Source organism: Collinsella sp. LCP19S3_D3 (assembly GCF_052121455.1).
GTDB lineage: Bacteria > Actinomycetota > Coriobacteriia > Coriobacteriales > Coriobacteriaceae > Collinsella.
Window position 1 is genome coordinate 1 of the sequence record NZ_JBQKEF010000006.1, and the last position, 16,554, is coordinate 16,554.

11 protein-coding genes and 2 tRNA genes are annotated in these 16,554 nt (G+C 57.3%); 1 reads left to right on the top strand and 12 read right to left on the bottom strand.

Annotation, left to right across the window (positions count from 1 at the left end; genetic code table 11):
• Positions 1-660 precede the first annotated feature (660 nt).
• The 10 genes from ACTQXM_RS03575 to ACTQXM_RS03620 all read right to left on the bottom strand — a co-directional run bounded on the left by ACTQXM_RS03575 (position 661) and on the right by ACTQXM_RS03620 (position 9,383).
• Positions 661-736 (bottom strand) — tRNA-Lys (locus ACTQXM_RS03575).
• 28 nt (positions 737-764) lie between these two features.
• The gene (locus tag ACTQXM_RS03580) at positions 765-2,045 is read right to left on the bottom strand and encodes an aminopeptidase (RefSeq protein WP_441537028.1); all 1,281 of its coding nucleotides are present in this window, start codon (positions 2,043-2,045) and stop codon (positions 765-767) included.
• Positions 2,046-2,138: 93 nt separating this feature from the next.
• Positions 2,139-2,714 (bottom strand): hypothetical protein, encoded by a 576-nt coding sequence (locus tag ACTQXM_RS03585; RefSeq protein WP_427717870.1) that lies wholly within the window; start codon positions 2,712-2,714, stop codon positions 2,139-2,141.
• Positions 2,715-3,593: a phosphoribosylaminoimidazolesuccinocarboxamide synthase gene (locus ACTQXM_RS03590; protein ID WP_154516897.1), complete on the bottom strand. Its 879-nt coding sequence runs from the start codon at positions 3,591-3,593 to the stop codon at positions 2,715-2,717. It lies immediately after the preceding gene.
• Between the two features lie 118 nt (positions 3,594-3,711).
• Complete coding sequence (locus tag ACTQXM_RS03595; RefSeq protein WP_154516828.1) at positions 3,712-5,277, bottom strand: sensor histidine kinase; 1,566 nt, start codon at positions 5,275-5,277, stop codon at positions 3,712-3,714.
• A gap of 11 nt (positions 5,278-5,288) precedes the next feature.
• Positions 5,289-6,011 (bottom strand): response regulator transcription factor, encoded by a 723-nt coding sequence (locus tag ACTQXM_RS03600; protein ID WP_006236208.1) that lies wholly within the window; start codon positions 6,009-6,011, stop codon positions 5,289-5,291.
• A gap of 152 nt (positions 6,012-6,163) precedes the next feature.
• Positions 6,164-7,375: a hypothetical protein gene (locus ACTQXM_RS03605; RefSeq protein ID WP_441547604.1), complete on the bottom strand. Its 1,212-nt coding sequence runs from the start codon at positions 7,373-7,375 to the stop codon at positions 6,164-6,166.
• Positions 7,375-7,638 carry a TIGR03905 family TSCPD domain-containing protein gene (locus ACTQXM_RS03610; RefSeq protein ID WP_427717875.1) on the bottom strand — a complete coding sequence of 88 codons (264 nt, stop codon included), beginning with the start codon at positions 7,636-7,638 and terminating at the stop codon, positions 7,375-7,377. Before ACTQXM_RS03610 ends, ACTQXM_RS03605 begins: the two co-directional genes overlap by 1 nt.
• A gap of 129 nt (positions 7,639-7,767) precedes the next feature.
• A complete protein-coding gene (purB, locus tag ACTQXM_RS03615) occupies positions 7,768-9,114 on the bottom strand; it encodes an adenylosuccinate lyase (RefSeq protein WP_154516820.1) in 1,347 nt (448 codons plus the stop codon).
• A gap of 194 nt (positions 9,115-9,308) precedes the next feature.
• Positions 9,309-9,383: transfer RNA gene (locus tag ACTQXM_RS03620), tRNA-Gly, on the bottom strand.
• Positions 9,384-9,681: 298 nt separating this feature from the next.
• Between ACTQXM_RS03620 and ACTQXM_RS03625 the strand changes: the two genes are divergently transcribed.
• Positions 9,682-13,113 carry a SpaA isopeptide-forming pilin-related protein gene (locus tag ACTQXM_RS03625; protein ID WP_441537029.1) on the top strand — a complete coding sequence of 1,144 codons (3,432 nt, stop codon included), beginning with the start codon at positions 9,682-9,684 and terminating at the stop codon, positions 13,111-13,113.
• A 62-nt stretch (positions 13,114-13,175) separates the two neighbouring features.
• Here the strand turns inward: ACTQXM_RS03625 and ACTQXM_RS03630 are convergent, their stop codons facing one another.
• Both ACTQXM_RS03630 and ACTQXM_RS03635 read right to left on the bottom strand, forming a co-directional pair.
• On the bottom strand, positions 13,176-13,394 hold the full coding sequence (locus ACTQXM_RS03630) for a hypothetical protein (RefSeq protein ID WP_427729007.1): 219 nt from the start codon (positions 13,392-13,394) through the stop codon (positions 13,176-13,178).
• A 20-nt stretch (positions 13,395-13,414) separates the two neighbouring features.
• Positions 13,415-16,525: a hypothetical protein gene (locus ACTQXM_RS03635; protein ID WP_441537030.1), complete on the bottom strand. Its 3,111-nt coding sequence runs from the start codon at positions 16,523-16,525 to the stop codon at positions 13,415-13,417.
• Positions 16,526-16,554 lie beyond the last annotated feature (29 nt).

A 16,554-nucleotide genomic window follows, 5' to 3' on the forward strand; every position in this document is an offset into this window, starting at 1 on the left:
CTTGCGAAAAACGAATCCAAGTCAGACCATTTCAAATGGTTCGATGTCTGCCCGGATGCGACACATCTGGTGTGTCCATCCTCGCAGTATCCGGTTCTCAAGGTGCACGCCTGCGCGTCTCATCCGGTCCGACCGGGCCGCGCGGCAAGGAGATATATTGCCAGACCGGAGGGGCCCGCGGGGCGGGAATCACGCACTCCATATTTTGTTCACAAATAAATTGATCCTTCAGCTGTTCCACTGAAGTCATATCTGAAGCATCGGCTTCCGGTATTGGCGATGACCAGCTGGTTTATAGGTGTTGAGGTATCGGTCATCTCTGGTGCGCTACTTTACTCTAACGGCATCTGGTTTTGGTTTCCTGTCGGTAAAAGGCTGGTTTTGGCCGCCAGGCGTCCTTATATATAGAGAAGATCGGGTTCGAACCCGTGCACCGGCAACAAAAAAGCGGCCGGCATCCGCCAGTCGCTTTTCTATTCTATGGTGGGCCGTCAGGGGTTCGGGCCCGCTGCGCGGGCGGCCGCTTCGGCGCCTCCGCGCCTCGCGCGCTGCGCTGGCAAACGCTGACGCGTTTCCTCAGCTCCGCGCCCTTTCGGGTTCGAACCCGTGCACCGGCAACAAAAAAAGCGGCCGGCATCCGCCAGTCGCTTTTCTATTCTATGGTGGGCCGTCAGGGGTTCGAACCCTGGACCTTGGGATTAAAAGTCCCCTGCTCTGCCAGCTGAGCTAACGGCCCGCGGATGGCATTGTACCACGGTCTGAGACTATTCCCAACTCCATTGGCCGTTCTGGAAAATCACAATTTCACGTCCATCAGGTGTAATGCCCGTAATATCGATGTCGTCCGTGCCAATCATAAAGTCAACGTGCGTGCTCGAAACGTTGACGCCATGCTCCAGAAGTTCCTCTTTGGACATGTCATACCCGCTTTCGATGCACTCGGGAAAACCGACACCCAACGCAAGGTGACAACTGGCGTTCTCGTCATAGAGTGTGTCGTAGAATAGAATGCCGCTTTCACGAATCGGTGTGTTCTTGGAAATAAGCGCGACCTCGCCCAGATGAGCAGCACCTTCATCGGTTTCAATAATGCTCGCAAGCGTTGCCTTACCCACGCGAGCGTCATAGTCCACTACGCGGCCGTTCTCGAACTTAATCCAAAAATCGTCAACCTTATTGCCGTGGTGAATGAGCGGCATAGCCGAGTACACGATGCCGTCGGCGCGCATACGATCGGGCGAGGTGAAGACCTCCTCGGTGGGAATGTTGGGGAAGAAAGGGTGACCGTCGGGAGTTTTTCCCTTGCCGCCGGCCCACTCATGGCCTTTCGTCATTCCAATCGTCAGATCAGTTCCATTCGAAGCGGTGTAGTGCAGGCAATCAAATTGATTATCGTTTAGGAAGCGCAGGTTTTTTTCGAATGTGGCGTCATGGAGCTCCCAGTCGCTCTCCGGGTCCTGGCCATCAGCACGAGCGGTGTGCAGAATCGCATTCCACAGCTTATAGACTGCAACCTCATCGGCGTCTCCCGGGAATACCTCGCGCGCCCAAGCAGCGACCGGAGCGCCGGCGATGCACCACGGGTTAATGTTGTAGTCCAGTCCACGGCGGAAGACCTTACACTGCATGTTCCTCGCCTTAGAAGCTGCGGCAGGCTTAGCGGGATCGATGCCCTTGAGGGCAGCAGGGTCCGTGCCCTCAATAAAGATAAAGCAGGCTCCGTCCTGAGCCAACGAATCCAGCTGCATGCGCTTCCACTCGGGAGTCTGCTCAAAATAGCTTTTCTCGACATACTCGTAGGTAAGCCTCGTCACGGCATCGTCAGCCCAGATGACCGTCACGTGACCGGCACCGGCGTCATAAGCCTCCGCAACCACCACGCGCGCAAATGACGCGCACTCGACGGGAGACTGAACGACGACCTCCTGACCGGGCTTAACGTTGACGCCCTTGCGGACAACGAGACGCGCATAATTTCTAATCTTGGGCTCCAGGGACTTCATACCCTCCAGAGCCTCTTCGACCGTCAGGGCAGCTCGAATCATGTGCCACTCCATCTATCTACAGGACAGTAAAAAGGCGCGCCGCAAAAAACGACGCGCCTTATATCTTAGCGATATCTATAGGTTGTAACGCTACTACTTCTTCTTGGAGGCCTTCTTGTCCTCTTTGGCAGCCGAGCGCTCGATGATAGCGTTGAGCTTGTTATCGGACATGCCCTCGGCCTGCGCACGATACATATTACGCAAGGGACGGATGCGCACGAAGTCGTAGATGAAGTCACCCAGAATGACGATGTAGGACAAAACAATGCCGGCCATCTGGACGGGGCTGGACACCATGCCAGCGGGAGCGAAGTACAGCGAAGACCAAATGGCCACGACGAGCACCATGCCGATAGTAAGCACGGCCCACCAGATGCGGCGGCGCTTGGTGTAGTCCTCATCCTGCTTGAGAAGGATACTCGACACCGTGTAGATGCGGTCCTCCTTGGCGCGCCGCTTAGCCTTGCGGGCGCGCTTCTCCTCTTTAGAGAGGCCCTCGAGGCTCTCGCCCTTCTCGAGCTCCTTGCGGCGTGCCTTGGATGATGCCGGCACGACGCGAACAGAACTCGCTGCCTGACGAGCTGGCTTGGCGGATGCGGCGGACTTGCGCGCAACCCCGGTAACCTCGTGGGATTGCGTGCGCTTGTTCGTGGCGCTGCGGGTACTCACTTACGCGTTCTCCTTCATGCTTGTAAACTGGGAGCCCGTGATGATCTGGAAGGCCTCGCGATAGCGCTCGGACGTGCCATCGATGACCTCGGCGGGCAGATGCGGGGTCTCCCCCGTCATATCCCAGTTGGCCTTGAGCCAATTGCGGACGAATTGCTTGTCGTAGCTAGGCTGAATCTTACCCTCCTCGTAGCTGGCGGCAGGCCAGAAACGGCTGGAGTCGGGCGTGAGGCACTCGTCGATCAGCGTGACCTTGCCATCGATGACACCAAACTCAAACTTGGTGTCGGCAATGATGATGCCACGGGTCGCTGCATACTCGGCGGCAGCTTTGTAGATCTTAAGAGACAGATCTCGGATCTGCGTGGCGATGTCCTCGCCAACGATCTCGCAGCAACGCTCAAACGAGATATTCTCGTCGTGATCACCGATCTCGGCCTTCGTGGACGGGGTGAACAGCGGCTCGGGGAGCTTGGAGGCCTCGGTCAGGCCCTCAGGCAGCTGGATGCCGCAGACGGTGCCGTTCTCGTCGTAGGTCTTCTTGCCCGAACCGGTCAGATAGCCGCGGACGATGCACTCGATAGGAATCGTCTGGGCCTTCTTAACCAGCATGGCGCGGCCTGCGAGATAGTCACGATACTCGGCAAACTCCTTGGGGAAATCCGCCGGATCGATGGAGACGAGGTGATTGGGGACGATATCGGCAAACTTGTCGAACCAGAACGCCGAGATACGGTTGAGCACCTCTCCCTTAAACGGAATTTCGTCGGGAAGAATAAAGTCGAACGCAGAAATGCGATCGGTGGCGACCATCAACAGGTTTTCGCCGGCATCGTAGATATCACGAACCTTGCCACGGGAATCCGGACGACGCTCCATCGTTGTCACGTGAGTCACTCCTTACCTAAATACGATAGAAATGCGGGTTCTTTCCCGCACGTTTTCGCAAACTCGGAGCGGCAGGGACGCGGTCCCTCCTTCACCGAATAGCGAAAAGCTAGTGCTCCATTGTAGTAGATGCCGCGTCCGCCGTGTGCTCGCGGGGCAGATGAATCGTAAAAGTCGTACCCTTTCCAAGCTCCGACTCCACGGATATGTAGCCATGGTGACGCTCGACGATCTGTTTAGTTACGGCGAGGCCGACGCCCAGGCCGCCAGCTTCGCGGGCGCGGCTGGCATCGGCGCGCCAAAATCGTCCGAAGATACGCGACAGATCGTCCTTGGCAATACCGATACCGGTATCCGAAACGGCAATACTGACATGCTTGCGGTCACTGAGCACCGACACTACGACCCAACCGCCCTCGGGGGTGTAGCGCATGGCGTTGCTCATGAGGTTGATGACGCATTGCGTGATCATGTCGGGATCGGCCTCGACGACATCGTCGTGCCCCTGGGTTTCATCTGCAAAGCGAAGGCGAAGGTCACGGTCGGCAAACAGACGCTCCTGGCCGTTCACAATCGATCGCACGAACGGAACCATGTCCACCGGTTCGAGATTGAGCGGAGCCGTGCTGTTTTCCATACGCGATAGGTCAAGCATCTGCTGCACCAAACGAGCCAGGCGACGCGTCTCGGAAGCGACCGTCTCCAGATGCTCGTCGTCGGTGGGGTACACGCCGTCTTGCATGGCCTCGACCGTTGCAAGCATGGCCATGAGCGGTGTACGAAGCTCGTGTGCGACATCCGAGGTCAGGCGCTTTTCGTGCTTCATATCTTTCTCGAGCGAGGTGGCCATCTCGTCAAAGGTCTCACCCAGCTGGTCGATTTCGTCATCGCCGCGCAAGCCCGTACGAGCAGACAGATCGCCGTCGCGAATTTGCTTGGCTGTGCTCGTAATACGATGAATCGGCTTGGTAAGCATGCGCGACACGAGCGATCCGATAACGACCGAGATGCAGATTGCAACAACCGCGGCAAGAGCCATGGCGTTAAAGGTCTTCTCCCTAAACGCAGAATCTGCCTTAGTGAGCAGAGCGTCGGAGCCGATAGCCCATAGCTTTACCTGTCCGACATGCTCGCCAGAGGACGTAACGATTTCGACGTTGGCAACGCTATCGGAGTCGGTGGGCGCTGACGAGACCGGGCTATGCGAGGCCTTTTTACCGCTCGAGCTGCTCGACGGCAATTCGCTCTCGCGCACATCGGCGGTCGCACTTGCCGAAGGCCATGAGTCGTCATAAACGACAACGCCCTTTTTGTTGACGACCTGCATACCCAGGTCGTCGGACACCAAGCTCGATGTCGCGACCGTGCGCAGCTCGCCCGCAGTCCAATTGCCGTTTTCCTCATACGACGTCGCAAGCTTTTCGGCAGCAGAATTGGCGATCTCGACGATATTGGAGCGCGTGTAATCCGAAAAGACGGTGCCCCACACAACGGAGACAACGCCCACCAGCACCAATACCGTCATGAGCGATGTCAGGGCAAAAGCCAAAGCCATACGCGAGGGATAGCTCATCGCCGGCCGTGAATCGGAACGAGGCGTGTTCCAACTTGCCTTGGAACCCGCCTCGTTCTCCTGCTTGTGCTTTTGTCCGATTTCAAAGCGCGCAGGTGTCATATGTGATTTACCTATTTCTCGTCCGACTTATCGGTCTTGGCCGGAGCCTCGAAGCGATAACCGACGCCGTGAACGGTATAGAGCCACTTAGGCTTCTTGGGGTCGTCGCCCAGCTTGGCGCGAAGGTTCTTCACATGGCTGTCGATGGTGCGCTCGTAGCCCTCAAAGTCGTAGCCGAGCACCTTCTCGACCAGCTCCATACGGTTATAGACGCGACCGGGATGGCGAGCAAGCGTGGTAAGCAGCTTAAACTCGGAAGCGGTCAAATCAACTTCCTTGCCCTCGACCAAGATCTTGTGGCCCGAGATATCGATGACCAGATCGCCAAAGTCGAGTACCTCAACGGCGGGCTCGTCTGCCTGGTGAGCACGACGGAACAGGGCGCGAACGCGGGCGACGAGCTCGCGCGGCGAGAACGGCTTGATCAGGTAGTCGTCGGCACCAAGCTCGAGGCCGATGATGCGATCCTCGATCTCGCCCTTGGCGGTAAGCATGATGATGGGCACATCCGAGGTATCGCGGATAGTGCGGCAAACGCGCTCGCCGGGGATCTTGGGGAGCATAAGGTCGAGCACAACCAGGTCGAACTGGTGCTTCTCGAACTCCTCGATCGCAGACTGGCCATCGCCAACGCCAACAACCCAGTAGCCCTCGCGCTCGAGATAGGCAGCGACAGCGTCACGGATCGCCTTCTCGTCCTCGACCAGCAGAATCTTTTTTGCATCTGAAGCCATAACACGGCCCCCCTGTCTCAATTAGCTAAGAACAAGCCCATTTTAACGCACCTGAGCCCACCGGGCATCGCATGGGCGCGACAGCTCGGCGGGCGGTACTCACGGTTACAATGGGCTTATTCCCCCGTTGGCGCCTTTTTAACCCCTCGGCGCTAAAGAGAGAACAGGCGAGCGGTAACCGTCTCGGGAATTCCTTGGCTATTGCGCACCGTGGCATAGGTTAAAAACGTATTCGATTTTCCCGCCGTAGCTGGATAATCGCCATATTCGAGAGCGCGGTCGGGCGACAGCAGCGAACCATAGGTTTTAGCGGAGGTATCGATCAGAAAATGCGACGCCTGAACCTTAACCAGATATTTGCCCTTCCTGCCGGCGGCGCACGCAAGCGGTTCGCGCGATAGAAATTGATACGGACCGCCCTCGTTACCAATGTAGGTACCCATATTGCCCAGGCCGCCCACGCCGGCATAGGTCGCCTCAATGGAGAACACAAACGTATCGCCCATATATACGGCCTCGAAAGGTGACACCGACGAAGGAAGGACCAGCTGAGCCCTCTTGGTATTGTTGCCGTCCGTCAGGTCGATCGCCGTCATGCCGTAATAGACGCCCTCGTCATTGCGCACGCGGGGTGAGATAGTCAGGATGCCATCGCTCACGCGCGGTGCAGACGCAAAGCGGCCTGTCGACTTCCAGATTGCCTCCGCTTTAGATTCATCGAGCGAACGGCGGTAGCAATATGAATCGCTGCCGGTCTTATTGCCACCGGTCGAAGGCATCTTGTACCAGATGACCGACGAGTCAAAGGCGGTAAACAACGGAGGGTCGTAGTCCTCACCGCCGCGATCAAGCTCAACGGCATTACCAGTAAGTGCCGCGCCCGACAGGGTTTGCGCATAGAGCTTCCACGACGAATTCGCGTAGTTCATCTCAACCCACGCAAACACGCTATCGGTGGCGCGAACGTCGTAAAACGCATAACCGGAACCCTCGACAGGATCGTCAATCAACGTGGTGAGTGAGCCGTCCCCCATGTTGAACACGCCAAGCGTGTTGGCATGCAGCGCAGATGCGGGCGCCATCATCGCCGCAGCGTAACCGCCATCGCAGTAATACAGGAGCGTCCCCAATGGCAACGTCCACGACGCCGTCGGCTTAAGATCAATGTCGACGGCCTCATACTCTTCGGTAATCGAGACGATCTTGGAATCATCTTTGATAACCTGCGGCTCACCGGCAGCATCATCGCTGGTGCCCGTTTTTTTCGAGCACCCCGCAAGCAGCGTGGCAGCACTCGCGGCAGCACCACCCAACACAAATCCTCGGCGCGTTATCCCATTCTTAACGCGATCAAAAATACTCATTAGGCAATCTCGGCACGCGCGGCCTCGATAGCACGCGTAAGCTGGTCGGCACAGGAGGTCTTTTTCGTGCCGCACGTATTGCCGGCCAACACCTCAATCACACGATCGGAAGAAACACCTTCGACCAATTTAGAGATGGCCTTGAGGTTGCCGTTGCAGCCGCCGGTAAACTCAACGCCCAGCACTTTGCTGCCGTCATCGGAAAGATTGAGGTGAATATTGCGAGTACACACGCCCTGGGGCTTGTAATCAAACGAAATCATGCGATCTCCTTCTCAGAATGTCATTCGAGACGACTATTATCCCCGTCTTTCCATAAATGCAACGAGGCGCTTTACCGGCAACACACATTACCAGCAAAGCGCCCTAAAAAGCTAACGTTATGCCCGAACCTACTCGAAGCTCAGCTGCTCCAGACGATCGAAGACCGTATCGATGCGGGTGAGGAAGTCCCACGGATCAAAGATCTCGTCGAGCTTCTCCTGGCTGACGGTGCAGCGCGGATCGGCCTCGAGGCGCTCCTTGAAGGTGGGGCCGGAAACGCAGTCCTGCACCTCATGCCAGGTCGCCATGGCGTTTTCCTGCACGATTGCGTAGGCGTCCTCACGGGTAATGCCCGTATCGACGAGGGCCAACAGAACCTTGGAGGAGAAGATGAGACCGCGGGTCTTGTTGAGGTTGGCCATCATGCGAGCCGGATACAGCTGGAGGCCATCGATAACACGGATAAGGCACTGGAACATGTGGTCAAGCGCGATAAAGCTATCGGCCTGGGCGACGCGCTCGGCAGAAGAGTGCGAAATGTCACGCTCATGCCACAAGGCGACGTTGTCGAAGGCGACCTGGGCGTTGGACTTCACGACGCGCGACAGGCCGCAGACCTTCTCCATGGTGATGGGGTTACGCTTGTGCGGCATGGCGGAGCTGCCCTTTTGACCCTTGCGGAACGGCTCCTCGGCCTCGAGTGTATCGGTCTTCTGCAGATTGCGAACCTCGGTAGCAATGCGCTCGCAGGTGGCCGCCGTGGTAGCGAGGACGCCGGCGAGGTAGGCATGATGGTCGCGGCTGATAACCTGCGTGGACAGCGGGTCGTGAACCAAACCCAGGTGCTCGCAGACATACTCCTCGACAAACGGCTCGATGGAGCTGTAGGTGCCAACGGCACCCGAGATGGCACCGAAGGCGACGTTCTTGCGAGCGTCCTCAAGGCGATCCAGATCGCGCTTGAGCTCCCAGGCCCAAGAGCCAAACTTCATACCAAAGGTCATAGGCTCGGCGTGGATGCCGTGAGTGCGACCGGCGCAGAGCGTGTTACGCTCCTCGAAAGCGCGACGTTTGCAGATCTCGCCGAGTTTCTTGACGTCCTCGATAATTAGGTCGCAGGCCTGGGTGAGCTGATAGCACAGGGCCGTATCGCCCAAGTCAGAGCTGGTCATGCCATAGTGAACCCAACGGCTGGGTTTAGGCTCGCCCTCGGGAACATCGGCGTCGATATACTCCTTCATATTGGTCAGGAAGGCAATGACGTCATGGCGCGTGACTTCTTCGATCTCGTCGACCTTCGCCTTTTCAAAGTTGGCGTGGTCGCGAATCCACTGAGCTTCTTCTTTAGAAATACCGATCTTGCCGAGCTCCGCCTGGGCCTCGCAGGCCAGAACCTCAATCTCCTGCCAAATGGCGTACTTGTTCTCGAGGGAGAAGATGTGTCCCATCTCCGGGCGGGTATAGCGATCGATCATAGCGGCTCCTTTTTGGTTATTGGCACGTTGGTCGTAACTCAACCATTGTACCGTGCGCAGGTGCAAGTATAGGCAGCAGGTATTAACCTAACATTTTGCCATTTGCCTAACGTTCACACCCTGTCGGGTTCGAGTCCCGGCACTTTATTGAAAAAAGCACGACACCGTGATGGTGCCGTGCTTGTACTTTTAACTGGAGCGGGCAACGGGACTCGAACCCGCGAGTGTCAGCTTGGGAAGCTGATGCCTTACCACTTGGCGATGCCCGCATATGTGGGGGATAGTATAACGCGGTTGTCTTGTTTGATACAAGGGCACTAACCCTTGTTTTACGCATGGAAAATCATCTTCTTGTTGCTCGAATTGCGAAAACAGGGACTCGAGTAACCTGTTTTACACCGTCTTCTACCTGCTCTTTTGTTTGATTATCTAAAACCGGTCTCCATTTGTTGGGAACTTGGCAAGTTCTTGGTCAGCTCGCGGTACTTACCCGTATGACCCCCGGCGCTAATCTCATCCCACGCGCCGCAATCTCCCAGCGCGGCGCACAAAGGATAAGGAGCAGCCATGTCCAATGCACCCACGCACTCTGTCCACAGCGCAATCGCAACAGCACCGCTGCTCCTATTCCTCTTGTTGTTTCTAGCCTGCGCCACGCCTGGTACCGCCTGCGCCGTCGATGGAAACGATACGCTTAGTTTTCGCACCATCAGCGATATGTGCGGACCGTTTGGCATTGGCAAGTACGAGGCACAAGACGCCTCAATTTCTTACTGCATGAACCAAGACTGCCCCGGCCCCAGCAGCCCGGGAGGACCCTGGCGGACCTACAATCAGGGTTGGACATGGCTCGACAACGAGTTTGCCGCCGTCATCTGCCATGGATACCCTTCCTCCACATCATTTGGCGGCCATAACCTAACGGCCGAACGCGCCCGCGCCGCAACCCAGATTGCCGTGTGGATGCTCAAAGGAACCACGCGCCCCGATGGCTCTTTTGCGTATACAAACAACGCCGGCGTTGCCAAAAGCGGCAAGTTCGATCAAGACGCCGAGGTTGTCGCGGCGGCGCGCTGGCTCTACGACAACGCAAAAGCCGGAAATATTAAGGCCGACCCGCATCGCGCCAGACGCTATCACGGACCCGTCTCTAACGAAGGCCGGCACCAGGATATGCTCTACGTTTTGCCCACCATCAACGTATCCTTTGAGAAAAGATCTGCAGACACTGTCATTACCAGCGGGAACGATACGTATCAGTTAGGTGGGGCGACGTTTAACATCTTTGAGGAAAACACAGACAAACACGTCGGCAGCATCAAAATGGACGGCAACGGTCGTGCACGGGCAACACTTTTGCCCAACACGGCATACTACCTAATCGAAACCAAAGCGCCGACAGGCTATCTGTCCCGACGCGATCGCATTGCCTTTACCACCGGAAAGAGCGTCGGACATGTCACAATCAACGAGCAGCCAGGTTCTATCACGCTGCGTGTCGTCAAAAGCGATGCCGCCACGAATGCCGGAGCGCAGGCGGGAACCTCGCTCGCCAAAGCCGAATTTACCTGTGTCTCGCAATCTACCCCTGGGTGGACGCGCACCTTCACGACCGAAGGCGATGGCCAGGCGACCTTAAGCGGCATTCCCCTGGGAACCTTTACCCTCTACGAATCGAAAGCACCAGAGGGCTACCTGCTCCCCCATGACAGCTGGACCTATACGGTCGGTCCCAATCAACTAAACGACATGGGCGTCGTTGAGCTCGAACGCCGCATCCCCAATACTCATATTGCGTTTGACCTCGAGATTTCCAAGTTCAAGGATTACGGGAACGGCGAGCAATCGGGATTAGAACAGCCAGCGGAAGGCGTCGTCTTTGAAATTGTCAGCAACAGCTCTAAGCAGGTCGTAGGCACATTGACGACAAATGTCTATGGCTTCGCATCCACCAAAGACCAGCCCAAGGCCTGGTTTGGCGCGGGCACACGACCGGACGGCGTCCACGGCGCCATCCCCTACGATCGTGAGGGGTATACCGTTCGCGAGGTCCCGGAAACTGTTCCCACAGGCTTCAAGCGGGCAGAGGATTGGACCATCGCGCCCGAGCAAATCGCCGACGGAGCCAAGCTTCAGTACATAGTGGACAATCACACCCTTTCGACACATCTCCAAATCATCAAACGCGATGCCCAGACGGGAGCTTCCGTCCCCCTTGCCGGCTTTAGTTTTCAGCTGCTCAACAGCAACCGTGAACCCATCTCTCAAACATGCTGGTATCCGACGCACAACGTTATGAACACCTTTACCACCAATGCGACCGGCACCGTCACGTTGCCAGAATCGCTCAAGCCGGGCACATATTACGTACGAGAAGTCGCAGCCAAAGCGCCCTACCTTGTGGGCGACGAACTGAAGGTGACGATTCCTGCCGATACAGATCTCACACCTATCGCCGCCGTCTCGTATTTCAACAGCGCGGCAACCGGAAGCATCGAGATCGCGAAGGCTGACGCAGTAGACGGCAGTGCCCTATCTGGTGCCAAGTTTGAAATTCGCGCTGCCGACGATATCGTTTGTCCCGATGGCCACATTGCCGCCCTTGCCGGTGAAGCCGTTGCCGCCGTCACAACTGATGAACAGGGAAAAGCTCGCGTAGACAACCTTTCGCTGGGTTGCGGAACGGCACGATACGAAGTCGTTGAAACCCAGTCTCCCGACGGCTATCTACTTGATCGGACAGCACATATCGTTGAGCTTACTTATATCGACCAGAAGGTCCCCGTGGTCGAGTCGCAGATTGAATTGCCTAATGATTACACCAAGGTCGATTTCTCCAAGGTCGATATGACAGGCAAGCATGAAGTTAAAGGCGCCCGACTGGTCTTATGCGACGCCGATGGAACAGAAATTGATTCTTGGATATCATCCGAGCAGCCCCATCGCGTGGAGCACCTTGAACCCGGTTCTTATACCCTACGCGAAACAATGTCCCCGCGCTCCTATGACCTCGCTGAAGACGTATCCTTTGAAGTCGAGGATACGGGGAAGATCCAGGCCGTAACCATGACGGATGCACCGATTGAGATTAAGGGGAGCGTCGACAAGCGACAAGAAATCGCGCGGCCAACCGTAAAGGGAACAGTGGCGAACGGCGACGGTAAAAACCGGGCGGCGACGCAACCCGACAGAAAGGGCTCCTATTCCTACACCATCGACGCTCAAAACGAATCGAGCACCTGGGTCGACGAGTTCACCATCACCGACGATCTCGAATGTGCCAAAGACGGCACGGCCAAACTTGTCGCCATTAAAACCCCGATCGCCGTCGGCGACTTAAACGGGCTCTGCAATGTTTGGTATCGAACGTCACCGGCAGACAAGTTGGGCATAAAGGAAAAGGCCAACGCCACACTTGACGATGAACACACCAACCCGTGGCTCGAGACAGCCGAGGTCAAAGAGCGGCTGGGCGAGGATGTGCGGATTGTCGATTACGATGGCTGGAGTCTTTGGAAAGCCGATGTCTCGACCACGGAGTCTTCCACCCTCGAAGTAAAGGACCTTACGCTTTCGGACGACGATGTTATCACGGGGATTCGCTTTGAGTATGGCTCGGTTTCCGCAGACTTTACGACCCGGCGCGACAACGATTCTTGGAATCGCAATGGGCTTAAAGACGAGCATGACGACCTTGACGACGCGGCGGCATCCCTCAAATCGGATTTACACGGAGCAATCATCCGGATGTGTGCAACCTCATCCTATACGCCCCAAACCGCACTCGCCAACAGTGCCCGTGTTGACCTTTGCCGCAACGGAGGAGGCGAAAAACTCGAGTCGCACGATAAAGATCGTGTTGTTCAAAAATGCGCCATTCCGCAGGATCTTCCAAATACGGGCAATGCACCCATCATCTCTTTTCTCACCGCATTATTGACCGCCGGTGGCACAGCAATTTGGCTCACTTGGCTAAGCTCGGCATCAAAAGAGGAGTAAGTAGAAATAACGGGCGAGCCGATATGCCGGCTCGCCCGTTATCTGGCGTATGTAACCAAAGGCTATTCCGTAGACGCAGACCCGCCGTCAACAAGTTCCAGATCGCCATCCGAAATGCCGTCGGCACCCAAACTCTGCTCTTGCTCCACCTCTTCGCTCATCGTGGACCTGGGCGTCGACCCCTTAGCGCCCACGATATATGCGGCCCCCAGACCCATGGCGATGGCGATCAAAAACAGAACCACATAGACGGGCCAATGGCGTTTGATGTATGAAAACACGCTAACTCCTTAGAGGTCCGCTACGAACGGCGGATGACCTCGGTGACAACCTCGGACACCGTAGCGATGTTCGTCGGGTTGACGTTGTACGGCAAATCGTCTTCGGTGCGCGCGCAGGCAAGACGCGGGCCATCGACACCGGCAATTGTGAGGGCGCGACGGCTCGCCTCGAGCGCGGCATAGGCATCGGTCTTGGCATAGGGCATCTCAAACGCGCCACAATCAACGTGGAACGACTTGCACACCTTGCTGACCAGATTCATGATGCGGCGATCACCCTTGAGCAACTGCTGCTCGCCTTCGACCGTCACGACCGAAAGCCTACCGGCTCCAATGGACTCAAGATTGATAAAGAACACACCACGCAGCTTATTGCGATGGGCTTCGAGGAACGCCTTCATACCGGCGCCGTCACAATCCGAGGCACCCGTTGCCACAAACCAGATATCATGACCAAGCAGCTCGTCATCACCCATGGAGGCAACAGCCGAAAGCATGTCCTCGGCAGAAGCGCCGTCAGAAGAGGTGGCACCGCCCTTCCAGCCGTTATCATCGTCCTCAAAGTTATCCCAAGAGCCGATACCGCGGCCAGACTTCTTGGCATCGTAGTCATCCTCGACGCCCAGCCAGTCGCTCATGCTGTTCTGCTCATTCTTCTTTTTGCGTCCGAACAAGCCGCCCAGACCGCGCTTCTGAGGCTTTGCCTCCTTGACGACGGGAGCCGAGATGGTTTCGATGGGCTGAGCGCCCGAAGAAACGGGCATGGAGGGGGCAACCGGCGCCGACGTGGGCTCGGGCCCCTGAGCCGTCGCGAAAGGATCGTCGGCCTGAGCCGAGGGGTCGGGGAGATCGAAGAGGGATGTGCGGGATGCGACGTTGGCCTGCTGCATCGAGGGCAGCGATGGATCGGGGACCGAGGCAAGCGGCGAAGAAGAAGGTGTGAGCACCGGAGCAGAAGCGGGATCGGGGATATTCATCTGCGGACGCGGTGCGGCCTTGGACGAAATCTGTGCCATGAGCGAATCAACCGTCTCGACCTGCGCCGATGCGGGGTTGGCAACCGTGGAGCCGGGATCGCTCGGGGCAGGCATGGTAAAGATCTGCGTAGAGTACGGCCTGGACTCATCGGCGTTAGAAATCACCGGTGTCTCTTCTTGCTCAACGACGACCGTCGCTTCGGCTTCAATCTCGTCGGCGGTGTTCGGCTCGGCGTCAACGTTCTCAACCTGCTCGGCATCGAAACTCTCAGCCGGCTCGGCTTCGGGCGCCTCGATCTCATCTGCAGCATCCTGGGACTCATCGGAAACAGAAAGGGGCTCGGCGATGGCAGTACCCTGCTTCTCGAACGTTATCGTGGCATCGAACTTCGTGGCATCGAGCGTCTCGGTGGCGTCGATTGGCTGCTGGGCCTCAAAGGACGTCGTAGCCTCGGCGACCTCCGTCGCGGCAGGCTGCTCAGCCTCATGCTGTTCAAATTCCCGCGCCGCACGCTCACGCTCGGCCTCGGCAGCCTGCTGGTGGGCAATAGCCTCCTGCTCTGCCACCTCGCGCGCAGCGGCACGCTTTTCCTCAAGGTCGTCGACAAGTTTTTTACCCTTAGCGAGTGCGCCCTTAAAGAAGCTTGAAGCGCTGGCTCCAATCGAAGAGAACGCAGATGCTATATCGGCATGGGGCGTCGCGACCGGTAGATCGGCCGAAAAATCGGTATCGCTCTCATAGGAAACGCGCTGCGGATACTCATCGTAATCGCTGGCGGAATCGTCGTACACATCCTGAACAACCGGAGCGGGTGCAGCGGTGTCCGGCTCGGGTGCAGGGCTGGGCTCGGGTTCCGTCTCGGGCTCGGTATCGACGACGGGCTCGTCGGCAGGCGCGGCGACAGGTTCAACCGAAGCAGGCTCGGGATCGACCGTCGGCTCCTCGCCCTCTTCGTAATCAAGCGTGCACGACTCGGGAAGCATCCCAAGGGCACGAATGGCATCAGAACCAAAGCGAATATTACCGGCAGCATTGCGATACAGCTTGGGCTCGGGCTCGCTCGGCTCGGCGACAGCGGGCGCCCCAATCGACTCGACGTCATCCTCATCCGCGACCGGCTCGGCAGCAACCTCGGCTTCAGCCTGAGCCTCGGGAGCAATGACACCAATCAGGGTTTCGTCAGCTGAGGCACCCTCAAAGCCATCAATCTGCTCGTCAAAAACTTCGCCCTGCTCGGATTCGGGAGCGATCGGCTGGCCAAACTCGTCCTCGTTGTAGGAGGGTTCTTCGTACTCGATCGTGTTGCCGTAGTCGTTTTGCTGCTGGACAGCGGCATACTCAGCCGCCGCGCGCGCCATCTCCTCGGCACGACGCTTTTGCTCACCAAAATAGTCATCAAACGGAATGTCGTTGGGGAACTCGTTTTCGCCCTGGTAAGGGGCAACGTTATCCATGACACCGAGCATCGCGGCTACAGAAGACTTATTGCAGACCGCACCGGACGTATAGGGAAGAACAAAACGGTTGGCAATGATATTGGCCGCGTTGGCGAGCGCCACAAGAGAGGCGAGGATCGCAACGATCCAAAGCAGAACCTTCAAAGCGCCGGGGAGCGGCAGAATACGCAGAATGGCGACGGCAGCGGGGACAATCGTGGCGACCGGCAGCATCTTGGCGATGAGCGCGCGATACGGCGCGTACGGTTCGCGAGCGAGGAGCTCGGCACGCGGAGAATCGTAATGGGCGACAACAACCACCGGACGGTTGCGCGGAGATGCAAGCGGACCTGTGGCCTTGTGATAGGCAATGACATTTTGACTCACGCCCGTCTTGCCCAGGCGAGAGATAACAGGGCGACCGGTACGCTCGAGCACATACAACACGGCACCGACGATGGCCAGCAGAACACCGATTAAGCCGATGCTGCCGCCAATACCCATAAGCAGGGCGCCGGCAAAAGACAGAATGCCTGTGACGGCAAATGCCAGCCTGCTGGGTGCAGGAGCGTTAAATTCCTGGACTTCGGGATCAAAGCCATGATTGCGGAAGATCTGGGCGATATCCTCGGCAGCCAAACGCTCTTCTTCGCTGCACGCCGGCGTGATGCCCGTGCCCTGTAGCAGATGATTGATATAGTTCTGGGTGTTCGCCATGTGCGCTCCACATCCATAATCCGACAAAT

Bases quoted from the DNA above. Each gene is read 5' to 3' on its own strand.
- ACTQXM_RS03590 (WP_154516897.1), bottom strand. From the start codon at position 3,593: ATGGAGCGTCGTCCGGATTCCCGTGGCAAGGTTCGTGATATCTACGAT.
- ACTQXM_RS03600 (WP_006236208.1), bottom strand. From the start codon at position 6,011: ATGGCTTCAGATGCAAAAAAGATTCTGCTGGTCGAGGACGAGAAGGCG.
- ACTQXM_RS03595 (WP_154516828.1), bottom strand. From the start codon at position 5,277: ATGACACCTGCGCGCTTTGAAATCGGACAAAAGCACAAGCAGGAGAAC.
- ACTQXM_RS03610 (WP_427717875.1), bottom strand. From the start codon at position 7,638: ATGATTTCGTTTGATTACAAGCCCCAGGGCGTGTGTACTCGCAATATT.
- purB (WP_154516820.1), bottom strand. From the start codon at position 9,114: ATGATCGATCGCTATACCCGCCCGGAGATGGGACACATCTTCTCCCTC.
- ACTQXM_RS03605 (WP_441547604.1), bottom strand. From the start codon at position 7,375: ATGAGTATTTTTGATCGCGTTAAGAATGGGATAACGCGCCGAGGATTT.
- ACTQXM_RS03625 (WP_441537029.1), top strand. From the start codon at position 9,682: ATGTCCAATGCACCCACGCACTCTGTCCACAGCGCAATCGCAACAGCA.
- ACTQXM_RS03635 (WP_441537030.1), bottom strand. From the start codon at position 16,525: ATGGCGAACACCCAGAACTATATCAATCATCTGCTACAGGGCACGGGC.
- ACTQXM_RS03580 (WP_441537028.1), bottom strand. From the start codon at position 2,045: ATGATTCGAGCTGCCCTGACGGTCGAAGAGGCTCTGGAGGGTATGAAG.